We start from the raw sequence: 15,858 nt of genomic DNA on the forward strand, positions 1-15,858 counted from the left end.
TCTTTCAAACGGCTTGAGGCGTGACTACTCAGCGGGCATGCTCGATCACATGACAAGCAGGCCACCCAGCGTTCGTGAGCGCCGCCTCGCCAGTGAGTTGCGAAGGCTCAGGGAATCTACGACGACGCTGAACTTGGAAGAGGCCGCTGAACGGCTTGGTTGGAGCAAGACCAAGCTGTCCAGGATCGAGAACGCGATCCGCAGGGTCACCGTGAGCGAGGTCCAGCAGATGCTGACCCTTTACGGCGTGAGCGGACCCCGCTTGGACGGGCTCGCCCGCTTCGCTCGTACGGCCAGGCAGCGTGGGTGGTGGGACGTCTATGAGAACAGCCTGCCCGCGGACTATGCCACCTACATGGGGCTGGAGGCTGAAGCCGAGTGGCTCAACTCCTACACGATGGGGCTCGTGCATGGCCTGATGCAGACCGAGGACTACACCCACCACGTAGCTAAGTCGATCTTGATGCGCTTCTCGCCGGCCTCAGAAGTCGAGCGTCGCGTCGCGGCCCGCATGGCGCGACAGCAAGCGTGGGTGGAGCGGGAAGATCCCACGCGACTCTGGTCAATCTTGGACGAGACCGCGCTCAGACGGGTCATCGGCGGTCAGGAGGTGATGCGTGCCCAGTACAGACGCATCATCGAGTTGGCCGAGCAGCCGCACGTGATGTTTCAGATCATGCCTGTAGCCGCCGGTGGACACCCGGGAGTCGTAGGCAGCTTCGCCGTGCTGGGGTTTCCCCAACGGTTCACCCCGAACGTGGTGTATGTCGAGAACATGACGAGCGCTCTCTACATCGAGGACGAGAAGGAAGTGCACGCGTACTCGCTGGCGTTCGAGCAGATGGCAGCCATGGCGCTGAGCCCCGAGGAGTCGGTGGCTATGCTCGAACGGCTAGCGCGACAATGAGCACATGGAGGGACAAAGTGTCCAGTCTCTGTCTTCACCGGACTGTCTTTCGTAAGAGCAGCCACAGCGAGGGCGCGAACGGTTGCGTCGAGACCTGCGTCCGCGATACGCGCCACCTGGTTCGGGACTCGAAGGACCCCGAAGGTGGAGTCCTGGCCATGCGGAGGGAAGTGTGGGCGGCAATGGTGTCGCAGATCAAGCAGGGCACGTATGACCTCTGAGCCAACCTGATCAAACGTCGTACCGTGTGCTTCGTGTCGAGGAGCGGCGTGTTGTGCGTGTAACGGATGAGCTGATCACGCAGGCCGCGGACCTCCTCATCGAATCCATGAAGGTGCTGGACGGCTCGCTCACCTCCAGTGTTGCCGCGCTGACCGGCCTGTCGCCCGAGCGGATCGAGCAACTCGGCGGTGTCGGCGACTGGGACGAGTGGAGTAGTGCCGGTCCGCCCTACCCTCCGCTGCCTGCGCGAGGATCTGCGCCTGCCCGTCCCGCCGGCTTCTGCTCCGCTGGACGAGAAAGCTCACCCACTGCTGAACAAGGCGAGCGAACACTTCCTCGATCCGGACACTCCGCACGAGCGGATCGGCGTCGTTGACGACCTCGTCCTTTGACACCTTCACCGGCCACTTGCTGCCCGATGTGGACGCCCGCGAACGCTGGCCGCTTGAAGCCGGAACCCGGCTTGCTCGCCAGGCGATCTTGGGAGGCGACGAGCCCGTCCAGTACTGGGCCGTGCTCAGTGAGGCAGTGCTCCATCGGATCGTGGGCAGTTCTGAGCTCATGGCGGAGCAACTCCACGCTCTGGTGGCGAAAGTACGCCAGCGCAACGTCAAGCTCCAGATCCTGCCCTTCAGTTGTGGTGCGCACCCGGCAGTCAGCGGAGCGTTCACTCTGGTGACTCTGGACCTGGGGGAGGCCGCGGTCGCCGAGTACGTGTACGTCGAAAACCGTGCAGGATCGGTGATGATGGACAAGGCGGCGGAGATCGAGATACATAAGTTGACGTTCGACGCTCTCCGCGCTGATGCGCTCGGCCCGGAGCAGTCGGTCGCTCTGATCCAGAAGGCAGCCGCGGAGCTGGTATGACGCAGAGACGAGGTCCCGTAATGGAGAAACCTGCCTTGAGTGGCGTGGTGTGGCGCAAGAGTTCCCACAGCGGCAGTTCGGGTGGCGAGTGCGTGGAGGTTGCGCTCCTCGATGGTGTGAACGCCATGCGGGACTCCAAGGACCCCGAGGGCGACGTCCTGTCCCTGGAGCGGGACGTGTGGGCGGCGATGGTGTCGCAGATCAAGCGGGGCGCGTACGACCTCTGATCTCTCCTCATCGCATGCCGTACCTCACGCTGAGGTGCGGCGTGGGGCTTGGGCAGCGCGGCGGTAGGGGGCGCGCACTTCGGGCTGTGGTGTCGTGGGGTGGACGGTGGCCTGCTTCGCCGTGGATCTCGCCGGTGAACTCGGATTTGCCTGGCGGTGGCACACTGGGCGCGGGCAGCGCGAAGTGCGGACGTCGAGTGGACGGTGGGTGGTCGGTGGCTCTGGTGCCGTCCGGCCGTGCGGCCGGGGAGAAGACCGCTGGGCGTCTCCCCGGCCGGGTTCGGGAGTGGCGGCCGCCTTGGCCGCTCGATCTGCTCGGCACGGTCTCGCCGCATCAGCGGGGGCTTCATGATCCGGCGTGCCGGGTGGAGCGGGACGGTTCCGTGTGGCGCGCGTCCTACACGCCGGACGGGCCGGGGACGTTGCGGCTTCGGTTGAGCGGGGACGTCGTCGAGGCCACCGCGTGGGGAGCGGGTGCGGAGTGGCTGCTGGACGGGGTGCCCGAGCTACTCGGGGTCGATGACGCGCCGGAGGAGCTGGTGGCGCGGCACGACGTCGTCCGGGAGCAGGCCGCGAAGCGGGCGGGGCTGCGGATCGGGAGGTCGCGGCGGGTGTTCGAGGCGCTCGTGCCGGCCGTCATGGAGCAGAAGGTGCTCTCGCAGGAGGCGTGGCGCGGGTGGGGGTACCTGCTGCGGCGGTTCGGGGAGCCCGCGCCGGGGGCGCCGCACATGCGGGTTCCGCCGCCGCCGCAGGTGTGGGTCCGGATTCCCTCGTGGGAGTGGCACCGGTCCGGGCTGGAGGCCGTCCGGGCCCGGACGATCATCGGGGCCGCGCGGGTCGCGAAGCGGCTGGAGGAGGATCCGGCGGAGGCGCGGCTCAGGTCGCTGCCCGGTATCGGGGTCTGGACGGCGGCCGAGATCCGGCAGCGGGCGGCCGGTGATCCCGACGCCGTCTCCGTGGGCGACTACAACCTGCCCGGCCTGGTCGGCTGGGCGCTGGCGGGCCGCAAGGTGGACGACGCCGGGATGCTCGAACTGCTGGAGCCCTACGCCGGTCATCGGTACCGGGTCACCCGGCTGCTGGAATCGTCCGGGAGGCGCCCGCCGAGGCGCGGCCCCCGCTTGGCCGTTCGGGACTACCGGTCTTTCTGACCGGGTCCGCCGCGGCGCGGCGGCGCAGCCAGAAGTTGTTCGGGGTCCAGTCGAGGCCGTCGCGGCTGTCGGCGCCGAACAGGGGGCCGAGGACGGCGAGGGCGATGATGATGCCGAGCACGTACAGCATGGTCTTCTTCTTCCAGTGGGATCGCTGAGGGGCGTTCCCGCGCGGGGCGATCGGTCGAGCCGGGGTGTCCGTCCCTCTCCGTCGCATCTCCAGTGTGACCCGGTCCAACGTTCAGGTCCAGCGACCTTTCCTGGAGGGATTGTGTAAGAATCGCTTCACTATGCTGGATCTCGGACGGTTGCGGGTGCTGCGTGAGCTCAAGCTGCGCGGGACGCTCGGCGCCGTGGCCGACGCGCTCGGGTACACGCCGTCCGCGGTGTCGCAGCAGCTCGCCCAGCTGCAGAAGGACGTCGGCGTTGCGGTGGTCGAGCGGGCCGGGCGGCGGCTGCGGCTGACCACGGCGGGGGAGGTGCTCGCCGAGCACGCCGAGACGCTGCTCGCGCAGGCCAAACGGGCGGAGGAGGCGGCGGTCGCGGCCAGCGGGCGGGTCGCCGGGGTGGTGCGGGTCGTCGGGTTCCAGACGGCGCTGCTGCATGTGCTCGCGCCCGCCCTCCCTCGTTTGGCGCAGACGTATCCGGAGCTCGTGGTCGATGTGCTGGACGAGGAGTTCCACCGGGTTCTGCAGGCGCTGGTGCTGCAGGAGATCGATGTCGTGCTGACGGACGAGTACTCGCATCTGCCGCGTCCCCGGCGTCCCGAGCTGACGTCGGAGGTGCTGGTCACCGAGATGATGCGGGTCGCGCTGCCCGAGGATCATCCGCTCGCGCTGGACGGGACCCCCGTCCGGCTCGCCGACCTGGCGGAGCATCCCTGGGTGACGGGCCATGTCGGGACGAATCACGCCGATCTGCTGGAGCGGACGTGTGTCGAGCTGGGCGGTTTCCGGCCCGATGTGCGGTACCGGTCGAACGACCTGCTGATCATGTTCGCGATGGTCGCCTCGGGCGGGGCGGTGTGCCTGATCCCCGATCTGGCGCTGGCCGAGCGGGAGGAGGGCATCGTCGTCCGGGACGTGGCCGACGCGCCGGTGGACCGCCGCATGGTGCTGTGGACGAGGGTCGGCGCCGAGGTGCGCCCGTCCGTCCGGGCCGTCCTGGAGGAACTGCGGAGGTCGGCGGACGCGCTGGTCGAGCGGCGTCCCAGTTGCCTCCGCGGCGCCCCCTGATCACGCCTTCCAGGACGAGAACGCCTCGTCGATCTCCTTGCGCGTCGGCAGCCGGAGCGGTTTCGGCGCCTTCTCCGGAAGGTCGTACTCGCTCGCGTACGCGGCGGTCAGCGTGCCGTCGGGGACGCGGAAGCCCGCGCGCTGGAGGATGTCGCGAGCCGAGCGCGTGCCGAGGGCGGCTTGGAACGCCTCCGCCGCGTCACGCCGCCGCTGGTCCTTCGTGGTCACGGCATAGGGGTGGTCGAGCATGAGCGTGCCCTCGTCCGGCATGAGGCTGACCACAGGGTTCGGACGGTGGGTCTCGTTATAGGCGACCACCGCCTGCTCGGTGGTGACCGCCAGTGGACGGTCGAACCGTTCGGCGCCGATGAGGTCGGCCAAGGTCGAGGTGGATCCGCCGTTCTTGCGCAGCGCCTCAGCGACGTCGGCGTCCCTGTCGGCGTCCTTGTCGACCTGCTCGACGGCCAGCATGGCGATCGTTCCGGTCATGCCGGCGCTCGGGTCGGCCGCGATCCGCTCCAGGGCCAGCCCGCCCGCCTTGTCCTTGAGCAGAAGCCTCCAGCCGATGTCGACGTCGGCGTCCCGGAACTCCTTCTCCACCGGACGGGTCGTGGCCAGGACGACCGGCGTCGAGGCCACCGACGTCGCCGCCAGGGGGACGGACGTGTAGCCGCCCTCCCTGGCGATGCTCAGCCACAGCGACGACTCCGGCACCCACGCGTCCGTGCCCCCCTTGTAGGCGGCGGGCGCGGCCGGGGCCACGCGGGCGTGGACGCAGCGTCCGCTCACCCGGTGCTTCTCCACGTTGAAGCGGGACGCCACGCCGCTCAGCGCGGGCGCGATCTCCGGCTGGGCCGCGACGGTGATCCGCAGCGGCGCGCCGGAGCAGGCCGGCGCGGAGAACAGGCCGGACGCCCACGCGCCGCCGCCCGCGCCTGACAGCAGCAGCGCCCCAGCCGCCCACACGGCCGGGCGCCGCCACAGCGACCGCGTCTCGTCGTCCACGCGTCAGTCATACCGGACCGTGCGTTCACTTGCGGCGTGTTGTTGTTATGACGCTCTCATAACAACAACACGCCGCAGGTCAACGGGAGATGGGGGTGAGGGGGAGGCGGCCGAAGTTGCCTATGCCGTCCGTGCGGCGGGACGCTTCCAGGCGTTCCGGCGGCACCTCGCCGTAGAGGGTCGTGCGCTGCTTCGCGGGTCGCCCCGCGCGCTCCGCGATCGCCTCCAGGTCGCTGATGGGCTTGAACGAGCCGTTCTCCGACCCGGCCATCCGGCTGATGGTCTCCTCCATCAGCGTGCCGCCCAGGTCGTTCACACCACCTTGCAGGACGCGCGTGCACTGCTCGTCCCCCAGCTTCACCCACGACGTCTGGATGTTGGGGATCGCGCCGTGCAACAGGATCCGCGCCAAGGCGTGGACGGCCACGTTCTCCCGGACCGTGGGCCCGGGACGCGCCAGCCCTGCGAGGTAGATGGGCGAGTTGTGGTGGACGAACGGAAGCAGCACGAACTCACTGAATCCGCCCGTCCGCTCCTGGATGGACCTCAGCAGCTTGATGTGCGCGACCCAGTGCGACGGCGTGTCCACGTGCCCGTACATCATCGTGGACGTCGTCGGTATGCCGATCTCGTGCGCGGTGGTGACGACCTCGACCCACTGGTCGGTGGGGAGCTTCCCCTTGGTCAGCACCCACCGGACGTCGTCGTCCAGGATCTCGGCAGCCGTGCCAGGGAGCGAGTCGACCCCGGCCTCCTTCGCGGCCTGCAACCACTCACGGATCGACAGGTCGGTCCGGGACGCGCCGTTCACGACCTCCATCGGGCTGTAGGAGTGCAGGTGAATCTCGGGGGCACGCTGCTTCACCTCGCGCGCGAGGTCGAAGTACGCGGTGCCCGGCAGATCCGGGTGGATTCCGCCCTGCATGCAGATCTCGGTCGCTCCGGCCGCCCACGCCTCGTCCACCCGGTCGCCGACCTGGCTCAGCGACAGCGTGTAGGCGTCGGCGTCGGTCCGGCGCTGCGCGAACGCGCAGAACCGGCAGCCCGTGTAGCAGACGTTCGTGAAGTTGATGTTCCGCGTCACCACGTACGTGACGTCGTCCCCGACGGTCTCGCGCCGGAGGTCGTCGGCCAGCGAGGCGAGCACGTCGAGTTCGGGCCCGTCGGCGTGCAGCAGGGCGAGCGCCTCGTCGTCGGACAGCCCGGCGGGGTCCTGCTCCGCGCGCGCGAGGGCCGCCTTGACGTCGGCGTCGAACCGCTGAGGGGCGGACATCCTCTCCTTCAGGGCGTCCCAGTCCCCGTAGACCTCGTCGAAGTCGTCGCGCCGGTCGCTCGTCCGCCCGGTCGTGTCGATCTCCGTGTGCAGGTCGGTCCGCCCGGACGCCTCGAAACCGCCGTCCGGCTCCTGCCAGGGGCGTCCTTCGAGGACGGCGTCCTCGCGCGCCAGCCCGGTCGCCGGGTCGGCCAGCGCGGCGACGTGCCCGATCAGCCGCGGGTCGAGCCACGGCTCGCCCCGCCGCACGTACTCGGGGTAGATCGTGAGCCGTTCGCGCAGCTCGAAGCCCGCGTCGGCGGTCCGCCCGGCCAGCTCGTCGAGCTGCGGCCACGGCCGCTCCGGGTTCACATGGTCGGGCGTCAGCGGCGAGACCCCGCCCCAGTCGTCGATGCCGGCGCGCAGCATCAGCGCGTACTGGTCGGCGACCAGGTTCGGCGGCGCCTGCACCCGCGCCTTCGGGCCGAGGACGAGCCGGGTCACCGCGATCGTCGCGGCCAGCTCCTCCAGTTCGGCGTCCGGGGTGTCGCGCATCTTCGTGTCGGGCTTCGCGCGGAAGTTCTGGACGATCACCTCCTGGATCGCCCCGTACTCCCGCATCGTCCGCCGGATCTCGAAGATCGCGTCCGCGCGCTCCTCGGCGGTCTCGCCGATGCCGATCAGGATCCCGGTGGTGAACGGCACGTTCGTGCGTCCCGCGTCCTCAAGGACGCGCAGCCGGACGGCCGGGTCCTTGTCGGGCGAACCGAAGTGCGGGCCGCCGCGCTCGCTGAACAGCCGCGTCGCCGTCGTCTCCAGCATCATCCCCATCGACGGGGCGACCGGCTTGAGCCGCTGGAAGTCGCGCCACGTCAGCACGCCCGGGTTCAGGTGCGGCAGGAGCCCGGTCTCCTCCAGCACACGGATCGCCATCGCGCGCACGTACGAGAGCGTGTCGTCGTAGCCGTGCGCGTCCAGCCATTCGCGGGCGGGCTTCCACCGGTCCTCGGGACGGTCCCCGAGCGTGAACAGGGCCTCCTTGCAGCCCATCTCCGCGCCCCGCCGCGCGATCTCCAGCACCTCGTCCGGACTCAGGTACGGCGAGTCCAGCTTGTGCGGGACGGTCGCGAACGTGCAGTAGCCGCAGCGGTCCCGGCACAGGCGCGTCAGCGGGATGAACACCTTGCGGCTGTAGGTGATGACGCCCGGACGGCCTGCGGCGTCCAGACCGGCGTCCCGGGTGCGGGCCGCATAGGAGAGCAGATCGTCGAGCTGCGCCCCGCGGGCCTGCAGCAGTGTCGTGGCCTCGGATCGGTCCAGTGTCTTGCCGTCACGCGCGCGGGCCAGTGCCCGGCGAAGAGCGGAGCTCGGGGCGTCCATGGCGGCACTCTATGCCAATCGTCATAATTCGCGCCGCGCCGGGGTCCCGGGAAGGCCGCGCACAGAGGCCAGCCCCGGCCGCCCGCGATCTATTCCTGGGCCAGTGTCCACCTGGGGGACGGCCCCCGGCACGAGGCCGGGCGCTCCCCGCGCCGACGGCGTGTCGAAGCGGTCATCTGACCTCGATGAAGGCGTCGGCGGCGCGCGGCGGACGGTCGCGCGGGGGCGCGGCCGCGTGCCCGACCCCGACGGCGCCCATCGGGTCCCACTCGTCCGGCAGGTCGAGGACGTCGCGGACGACGTCGCGGCAGAACATCGTGCTCGACACCCAGCACGAGCCGAGCCCCTCGACCGCCAGCGCGACCAGCAGGTTCTCCACGGCCGCGCCCGCCGCCACGACGAACATCTCGCGCTCGGCGCGCGACCTGCGCTCGTCCGGGTAGTCGTGCGAACCGTCCATGACCAGGCACGGCACCACCAGGTACGGGGCCCGCCGCAGCACCTCGCCGCGACGCAGCCGCTTGGCGACCGACTCGTCCGAGAAGCCGTCCCGCCGCAGGTCGGCCTCCCAGGCGTCGCGCATCGCGTCCAGCAGCCGCGTCCGGGACTCCGCCGACTCCAGCAGGACGAACCGCCACGGCGTCGTGTGGTGCGGCGCGGGCGCGGTGATCGCCGCGCCCACGGCCCGGCGCACCGCCGCCGGGTCGACCGGCTCGCCGGTGAACTCCCGGATCGTGCGGCGCGCACGCAGCACATCGGCCGAACCGAACCGGAACATGTCCTCAGAAGGCGGACGCACCAGCGCCCGCGCCCCCGGCCCGTCCTCCGGCGTGACGATTCCCGCCAACCCGCGCACGACGGCGATCGGCACCCCGTCGAGCTTGCCCTTGACCAGCTCGCCCGCCGCGGCGATCTCGTCCGCCACGGCCGTGATGGTCGCGTCGAGCCGGTTGCCGTAGGAGTCGTCCCGCCCGCGCAGGTCGCTGAGCGGCTCCAGCCCCGCGACGCCGATCGCGGCGTCGATCAGCCCGTTCCGCCAGGGCCGCCCCAGCGTGTCGGACACGATCACGCCCACGTCGACGCCGGCGCGCTCCCGCACCCCGGCCCGGATCCGCCGCGCCGACGCGTCCGGGTCCTCGGGCAGCAGCAGCACGGTCCCCGGCCTGGTGTTGGACGCGTCCACCCCGGCCGCCGCGAGCACGAGCCCCTGCCGCGTCTCCACGATCCGGGTCTCGCCGCGCGCGTGCGCCCGCCGCGCCACGACCCGCACGGTCTCGGAGTCGATGGCCTTCTCCCGGTCGTCCGCGACCAGGACCCGGCCCTCCGCCTTGCTGACGATCTTGGACGTGACGACGAGCACGTCACCGTCCTCGACCGCGCCGGGCGGGACCAGCGCCGCGATGTCATCGCCCTCGGCGACCTCGGGCAGCCCCGGGACGCCGAACACCTCAAACCTCACGCGCCGTCCTCCGCCCGCTTCAGCTCCACCGCGAGATCCAGCGCCGCCCGCGCGATGCCCGCCGTGGCCCGGTCGTCGCTCATCAGCAGCGGCCGGGACCGGATCTCGATGCCCTCGACCCGCACGTCCGCGTCGGCCTCGTCGACGAGCCACCCGTCCAGCAGGCCGAGCCCGTAGAGCTCGGCGACCGCCTGAGCCGACGTGTCGACGCCTATCGCGGTCAGGCAGGCGTCCGCCATTCCGCGCACGGGCGCCCCGCCGATGATGGGAGAGACGCCGACAACGGTCTTCGCCGCAATGGCGTCCCGAATACCGGGCACCGCCAGGATCGTCCCGATGCTCACCACGGGATTGGACGGCGGGAACAGCACGACATCGGCGGCGTCGATCGCCGCGAGCACACCGGGCGCCGGCTTCGCGTCCTCCGCGCCGACCGCCGCTATCGACAGCGCCGGAACGGACGCCCGCAGCCGCACCCACCACTCCTGGAAGTGGATCGCCCGCCGCCCCTTCTCGTCCTCCACGACCACATGCGTCTCGACCTGGTCGTCGGTCATCGGAATGAGCCGGACCCCCGGCTTCCACCGGTCGCACAGAGCCTCGGTGACCGCCGACAGCGTGTACCCCGCCGCCAGCATCTGCGTCCGGACGATATGGGTCGCGAAGTCGCGGTCCCCGAGCCCGAACCATGCGGGCCCGACCCCGTACGCGGCGAGCTCCTCCTTGAGGGTGAACGTCTCGTCCGCCCGCCCCCACCCCTGCTCCTCGTTGATGCCGCCGCCGAGCGTGTACATCACGGTGTCCAGATCGGGGCACACCCGCAACCCGAACAGCGAAATGTCGTCCCCGGTATTGCCGATGACGGTGATCTCCGCCTCCGGAGCCGCTTCCCGCAACCCGCGCAAGAACCGGGCTCCGCCAATCCCACCCGCCAGACACACGATCCGCATAACCCAACCCTACGGCGCTCCGCGATCCCACCAAGCCCCCACCTGCACGAGCCACCCCCACCCTCCAGAATGAGTAAGAATCCCCCTCTTGGAGAGGACCCCAGCCACCGGAGTACGGGCAGGCACGCGGAGCGAGCGCAAGCGAGCGCAGCGGGCATGCCCGACGACGCAGGCGACCGCAGCGACGCCGCGCACGTCAGCACGGGCAGGACAGGCCGTAACGGCGGCGTGAGGATCGCCTGCGTCGTTGACGGGGGTTCCAGGGGGTCGCCCCCCTGGGCCAACAGGGGTCGCCCCCCCACGCGAGACTGTGCAAAGCTTTGCGTGTAAATAGGTTGCCTCGGTCTGGAGAATGCACCGTGAACAAGGAAGCCGTCCAGCGCCTGCGCGAACCGGCCGCCTGGGTACTGCTCGCCGCGGCGGGACTGCACTTGCTCGCGGGCCTCATCTACCTTCTGGGCGGCGGCGGCTCGTTCACTTCGCGCGCCCTGGGCGAGACCCAGGGCGGGACGTTCCTGCAGATCGCGATCGTCGGGCTGCTCGTCCTCGCGGTGCTCCTGGTGACGTGGGGCGACCAGCAGACGCCGCAGGCCAGGACGATCACCATGGGGGCGCTCGGCGTCCTCGGCGGGATCGCCCTGTTCGGGGTCGTCTCGTGGCTCAGCGGGATGCTCGCCGACTCCGAGTACACCTCCGCCCTGACGAAGCTGTCCGCGTTCCTGGAGGGCGCCGGGAAGCTCGCCGTCGTCGGCGTGGGCGGATGGTTCGTCTTCACCGTGTTCCAGGGGATGCAGCCCGCGCGTCCGCAGCCGCAGATGCAGCAGGGCTACCCCGACTTCGGGTACCAGCAGGGGCAGCCGGGCCAGCAGCAGTACGGGCAGCAGCCCCAGCAGTACGGCCAGCAGGAGTACGGCCAGCAGCCGGGCTACGAGCAGCAGCAGTACGGCCAGCAGCAGTACCAGCAGTACGGGCAGCAGGCGGGCGCCGAGGGGCAGCAGGCCCAGCAGCAGTACGGGCAGCAGCAGTACGGCCAGCAGCCGCAGCAGCCCCAGCAGTACGGGCAGCAGGACTACCAGCAGTACGGCGCCCAGAGCGGCGGCTACCCGGCCGGCCGGCAGCCGGAGCACCAGCCGGCCGCCGACGAGGACATGGGCGAGTGGACGCGGGCCTACGGCGGCTCCGGCCAGGACCAGAACCCGCAGGGCACCCAGCCCGCGCCGCCGCAGGGCGGGGAGCAGGGCGGCGACTGGTACCGGGACGACCGTCCCCCGCCGCCGCAGTGACCCCGGTCCGCCGCCGGCCGCCCGATTAACCGATCTCCAGCTAAAGGGCGTCCCGGCATAACCCGTTTTGTCGCCCAAGAAACCTCTCCGGCTTGACGGGGCAGTAGGTACACGCGTGTAATTTCGTCCGTGTAGTTTCAATGCCTTCTCGGGGGAAGGAACCGGAGGGATGGCATTGACCAGGGGGTTCCACGGGCAGGGAGGTGCGCTGTGAGCGAGGTGGTCATCCCGCTGGCGCACGGCACAGACGGCGACGGCGAAGAGATGGGCTGGCAGGAGCGCGCCCTGTGCGCGCAGACCGACCCGGAGGCGTTCTTTCCGGAGAAGGGCGGCTCCACTCGCGAGGCCAAGAAGGTGTGCCGGGCATGTGAGGTGCGTACGGAGTGCCTGGAGTACGCGCTGCAGCACGATGAACGTTTCGGCATCTGGGGGGGACTCTCCGAGCGGGAGCGGCGCAAGCTGAAGCGCCAGGCCGTCTAAGGCCGGCGGGACGTCCGGGCCGCGCGCCCGGATCTCCGCGTATCCGGAGCGTGCCCCGCGCGGCCACGCGTACAGTTGGCAGCCGGGCGGGCCCGGGGCGGCCACGGCTGCCGTACCTTTCCGGCACGACCCTGTCGTCCCACAGATCGAGCGATCATTGGCCCCCACTCTCGATCGCCACGTCGTCACGGCGGTCCTCGTCGCGCACGACGGCGCGCGCTGGCTTCCGGAGACCCTGAAGGCGCTGCTGACGCAGGCGCGCCCCGCGCAGCGCGTCGTGATCGTGGACACCGGGAGCCGCGACCGCGGGCCCGCCGTGCTCGCCGAGGTCGTCGGCGCGGGCAAGGTCCTCACGCTGCCGCGCACGACCGGCTACGGGGAGGCGATCGCGGAGGCGCTCCGGCAGGACGCGGCGTCCGCCCCCGTCCCCGACGACGACCCCGGGAACCCGCGCACCGAGTGGATCTGGCTGCTGCACGACGACTCCGCGCCCGCCCACGACGCGCTCGCCCAGCTGCTGCGCACGGCCGGCGCCGACCCGAACGTGGCGGTGCTCGGCCCCAAGGTCCGCGACTGGGACGACCGGCGCGTCCTCCGCGAGGTGGGCGTCACCGTCGACGCCGTCGGACGCCGCGAGCGCGGCCTCGACCGGGACGAGTTCGACCAGGGCCAGCACGACGGCGTCCGGGACGTCCTCGCCGTCGGCAGCGCCGGGATGCTGGTGCGCCGCGACGTGTGGGAGCGACTCGGCGGCTTCGACGTCGAGTACGGCATCTTCCGCGACGACCTGGACTTCTGCTGGCGGGTGCACGCGGCCGGCCAGCGGGTCGTCACGGCGACCGACGCGGTCGTGTACCACGCGGAGGCGTCCCGGCGCGGGCTCCGCGAGATCGGCATGACGGCCGACCATCCGGCCCGCCGCGACCGGCGCAACGCCCTGTTCACGCTGCTCGCCGGGCAGCCGTTCCCCGCGATGCTGCGCGCCGCCGTCCGCAACGTGTGGGCGTCGCTGGTGCACGCCCTGTTCCTGCTGGCCACCAAGCGGCCGGGCGCGGCCCGCGAGGAGCTGCGCGCGCTCGCCGACGTCCTGCGCGACCCCGGCCGGCTGCGGCGCGCGCGGGCCGCCCGCGCGGACGGCCGGGCCCGCGTGCACCGCACCGTCCGCCGCTTCCAGCCGCGCGGGCTCGTGCTGCGTCGGGCCGTCGAGGCGGCCGCGGAGCGGCTCGCCGCCCACGAGCGCGAGCGGGAGGAGCACGAGGACGACATCGTCGTGGACGAGCCCGGCCCGATCCGCCGGTTCCTCGCCCGCCCCGGCGTCCTGCTCGTCCTCGCGCTGACCGCCGTCGCGGTCGCCGCCGAGCGGTCCCTGCTGACCGCCGCCGGGCGGCTCGGCGGCGGCGCGCTCGTCCCGGCGTGGGGCGGCGCGAGCGACCTGTGGGAGCAGTACCTGTCCGGCTGGCATCCGGTCGGGCTCGGCACCGGCGCGGGGAGCCCGCCCTATGTCGGCGTCCTCGCCGCGTTGTCGACGGTGCTGTTCGGGAAGCCGTGGCTGGCCGTGTCGGTCCTGCTGCTGGGCAGCGTGCCGCTCGCCGGGCTCACCGCCTACCGCGCGTCCCGGCTGCTGGTCGCCGAGCCGGCGGGACGCCGCGCCCGCACCGCGGGCCGCCGCGTCCCCGTGTCCGCCGTCCGCGCGTGGTTCGCCGCCGTGTACGCGCTGCTGCCCGCCGCGACCGGCGCCGTCGCGGGCGGACGGCTCGGCACCGCGGTCGTCCTCGTCCTGCTCCCGCTCATCGGCCTGTACGCGGCGCGCGTCTACGGGCTGCCGCGCTCGGAGGCCGCCCGGTTCGACGCCGCGACGCGGCGCAAGCGCTCGGGACGGGCCGCCTGGACGGTCGCGCTGCTGCTCGCCGCCGCGACGGCGTTCGTCCCGCTCGTCTGGCTCATCGCCGCGCTGACGGCCGGGATGGTGTGGGCGCTGCTCGACCGTCCCGCGCACCGGCAGGGCCGCCGCGACCTCGGCATCGCGCTCGGCGTGCCGCCGCTGCTGATGCTCCCGTGGGCCGCGGGCCTCCTGCTGCACCCGTCCCGCCTCCTCACCGAGGCGGGCCTGCACCGGGAGTTCGAGCCCGCGACGGCCGCCGGGCTGCTGGCGCTCGACCCGGGCGGGCCCGGCACGCCCGCGCGGTGGGCGCTCGCGGGCCTGCTCGCGGTGGCCGTGCTGGCGCTGCCGCTGCGCAGCCGCCGGGGCAGCGTGCTGGCGGGCTGGCTGCTCGCCGTGTTCGGGCTGCTCGTCGCCGTGCTGACCAGCGCCGCGACCGTCACCAAGGGCGCGGACGCGGCGCCGGTCTGGCCCGGCGTGGCGCTGATCTTCGCGGGGGCGGGGGTGCTGCTCGCCGCGACCGCCGCCGTGCAGCGCGCCACCGAGGCCCTCGCGGGCAAGCACCTGGTCTACCGGGCGGGCGGGGCGGTCGTGGTGCTCGCCGCGCTGTCCGCGCCCCTGCTGTCCGCCGGTTTCTGGGTGGCGGGCGGGGCCGGCGGGCCGCTCGGCAAGGTCGACCCCGACACCGTCCCCCTGTTCCTGCGCGCGCCGGGCGGGCCGAGAACCCTCGTCCTGCACAGGGAGCCCACCGGGCGGATCTCCTACACCGTCCTCAGGGACGAGCGTCCGAGGCTGGGCGAATCAGAGGTCACCGTGGGCGGCGAGGCCCACGAACGCCTGGACGACCTCGTCTCCGGCCTCGCCGCAGGACGTGAAGGCGACGACGGGCCCGCACTGACCCGGATGGGCGTCCAGTACCTCCTTGTGCCGCACCCCCGGGAGGACCCCGTCACCAAGGTTCTGGACGCGTCCCCTGAGCTGACCCGCCTCAGCCGCACCGGGACGTTCGCCGTGTGGCGGCTCCAGGCGACGTCCGCCCGGATGATGCTGCTGCAAGGCTCCACGGTCACGCCGCTGCCGGCGGGTCGCGTCAACGCCCGCGTGCAGATCCCGCCGGGTACGGGCAAGCGCACCCTGCTCCTGGCCGAAACCGGCGACGGAGGCTGGCGGGCAACCCTGAACGGCGAAGAGATCCGTGAGCACACGGTCGACGGGTGGGCGCAGGGATACGACATCCCCGCGACCGGAGGCGAGTTCAAGCTGACACGGTCGGACAGGCTGCGGCACACGTGGATCGTCGTCCAGGGCGTCGCCGTCCTGCTCGTCGTCGTCCTGGCCTTGCCGGGAGCCCAGGCCGACACCTTCGGGTTCACCGGCGACCGGGAACGAGGCCATCGCGGACGGCGCGGCGCACTCGGCGCACTCGGCGGGCGGGGTGCACGCGGCGCACGGGGCGCACGCGGCGCACGGCGCGGACACCGCCGCGCGAGCCATGCCCGCGTCCAGCCCGAGCCGCCCCCAGAGCCGCTGAACGAACCGAGCCGCGAGGAGGTGACCTGAC

The 15,858-nt window shown here is 71.9% G+C and carries 13 protein-coding genes; 9 read left to right on the top strand and 4 right to left on the bottom strand.

Annotation, left to right across the window (positions count from 1 at the left end):
* Positions 1-37: 37 nt before the first annotated feature.
* The 6 genes from ACA511_RS07870 to ACA511_RS07895 all read left to right on the top strand — a co-directional run bounded on the left by ACA511_RS07870 (position 38) and on the right by ACA511_RS07895 (position 4,609).
* A complete protein-coding gene (locus ACA511_RS07870) occupies positions 38-907 on the top strand; it encodes a helix-turn-helix domain-containing protein (protein WP_375023384.1) in 870 nt (289 codons plus the stop codon).
* Positions 904-1,128, top strand: coding sequence for a DUF397 domain-containing protein (locus tag ACA511_RS07875; RefSeq protein ID WP_375023385.1), 225 nt, complete (start codon positions 904-906; stop codon positions 1,126-1,128). The genes ACA511_RS07870 and ACA511_RS07875 overlap by 4 nt, the downstream gene beginning before the upstream one ends.
* Positions 1,129-1,501: 373 nt before the next feature.
* On the top strand, positions 1,502-1,996 hold the full coding sequence (locus ACA511_RS07880) for a DUF5753 domain-containing protein (protein ID WP_375023386.1): 495 nt from the start codon (positions 1,502-1,504) through the stop codon (positions 1,994-1,996).
* Positions 1,997-2,016: 20 nt separating this feature from the next.
* On the top strand, positions 2,017-2,223 hold the full coding sequence (locus ACA511_RS07885; protein WP_375023387.1) for a DUF397 domain-containing protein: 207 nt from the start codon (positions 2,017-2,019) through the stop codon (positions 2,221-2,223).
* Positions 2,224-2,588: 365 nt separating this feature from the next.
* The gene (locus ACA511_RS07890) at positions 2,589-3,374 is read left to right on the top strand and encodes a DNA-3-methyladenine glycosylase family protein (RefSeq protein ID WP_375023388.1); all 786 of its coding nucleotides are present in this window, start codon (positions 2,589-2,591) and stop codon (positions 3,372-3,374) included.
* A gap of 290 nt (positions 3,375-3,664) precedes the next feature.
* Positions 3,665-4,609 carry a LysR family transcriptional regulator gene (locus ACA511_RS07895; RefSeq protein WP_375023389.1) on the top strand — a complete coding sequence of 315 codons (945 nt, stop codon included), beginning with the start codon at positions 3,665-3,667 and terminating at the stop codon, positions 4,607-4,609.
* Here the strand turns inward: ACA511_RS07895 and ACA511_RS07900 are convergent, their stop codons facing one another.
* The 4 genes from ACA511_RS07900 to cofD all read right to left on the bottom strand — a co-directional run bounded on the left by ACA511_RS07900 (position 4,610) and on the right by cofD (position 10,655).
* Entirely contained in the window at positions 4,610-5,614 is a 1,005-nt protein-coding gene (locus ACA511_RS07900; RefSeq protein WP_375023390.1) for a substrate-binding domain-containing protein, read from the bottom strand.
* 79 nt (positions 5,615-5,693) lie between these two features.
* Positions 5,694-8,246, bottom strand: coding sequence for a bifunctional FO biosynthesis protein CofGH (locus tag ACA511_RS07905; RefSeq protein ID WP_375023391.1), 2,553 nt, complete (start codon positions 8,244-8,246; stop codon positions 5,694-5,696).
* Positions 8,247-8,418: 172 nt separating this feature from the next.
* Positions 8,419-9,705, bottom strand: coding sequence for a coenzyme F420-0:L-glutamate ligase (locus tag ACA511_RS07910; protein ID WP_375023392.1), 1,287 nt, complete (start codon positions 9,703-9,705; stop codon positions 8,419-8,421).
* Complete coding sequence (gene cofD / locus ACA511_RS07915) at positions 9,702-10,655, bottom strand: 2-phospho-L-lactate transferase (RefSeq protein ID WP_375023394.1); 954 nt, start codon at positions 10,653-10,655, stop codon at positions 9,702-9,704. The genes ACA511_RS07910 and cofD overlap by 4 nt, the downstream gene beginning before the upstream one ends.
* A 359-nt stretch (positions 10,656-11,014) precedes the next feature.
* Between cofD and ACA511_RS07920 the strand changes: the two genes are divergently transcribed.
* From ACA511_RS07920 to ACA511_RS07930, 3 genes are all read left to right on the top strand, one after another.
* Entirely contained in the window at positions 11,015-11,938 is a 924-nt protein-coding gene (locus ACA511_RS07920; protein WP_375023395.1) for a hypothetical protein, read from the top strand.
* A gap of 264 nt (positions 11,939-12,202) precedes the next feature.
* A complete protein-coding gene (locus ACA511_RS07925; protein WP_171064042.1) occupies positions 12,203-12,418 on the top strand; it encodes a WhiB family transcriptional regulator in 216 nt (71 codons plus the stop codon).
* Between the two features lie 157 nt (positions 12,419-12,575).
* Complete coding sequence (locus tag ACA511_RS07930) at positions 12,576-15,857, top strand: glycosyltransferase (RefSeq protein ID WP_375023396.1); 3,282 nt, start codon at positions 12,576-12,578, stop codon at positions 15,855-15,857.
* Position 15,858 lies beyond the last annotated feature (1 nt).

Origin of the sequence: Actinomadura sp. GTD37, from assembly GCF_041951365.1 — a bacterium.
Taxonomy (GTDB): domain Bacteria; phylum Actinomycetota; class Actinomycetes; order Streptosporangiales; family Streptosporangiaceae; genus Spirillospora.

What these genes read in the sequence shown, in the direction of transcription:
- ACA511_RS07870 (WP_375023384.1), top strand. Translation starts at nt 38, where the DNA reads ATGCTCGATCACATGACAAGCAGGCCACCCAGCGTTCGTGAGCGCCGC.
- ACA511_RS07875 (WP_375023385.1), top strand. Translation starts at nt 904, where the DNA reads ATGAGCACATGGAGGGACAAAGTGTCCAGTCTCTGTCTTCACCGGACT.
- ACA511_RS07885 (WP_375023387.1), top strand. Translation starts at nt 2,017, where the DNA reads ATGGAGAAACCTGCCTTGAGTGGCGTGGTGTGGCGCAAGAGTTCCCAC.
- ACA511_RS07895 (WP_375023389.1), top strand. Translation starts at nt 3,665, where the DNA reads ATGCTGGATCTCGGACGGTTGCGGGTGCTGCGTGAGCTCAAGCTGCGC.
- ACA511_RS07905 (WP_375023391.1), bottom strand. Translation starts at nt 8,246, where the DNA reads ATGGACGCCCCGAGCTCCGCTCTTCGCCGGGCACTGGCCCGCGCGCGT.
- cofD (WP_375023394.1), bottom strand. Translation starts at nt 10,655, where the DNA reads ATGCGGATCGTGTGTCTGGCGGGTGGGATTGGCGGAGCCCGGTTCTTG.
- ACA511_RS07925 (WP_171064042.1), top strand. Translation starts at nt 12,203, where the DNA reads ATGGGCTGGCAGGAGCGCGCCCTGTGCGCGCAGACCGACCCGGAGGCG.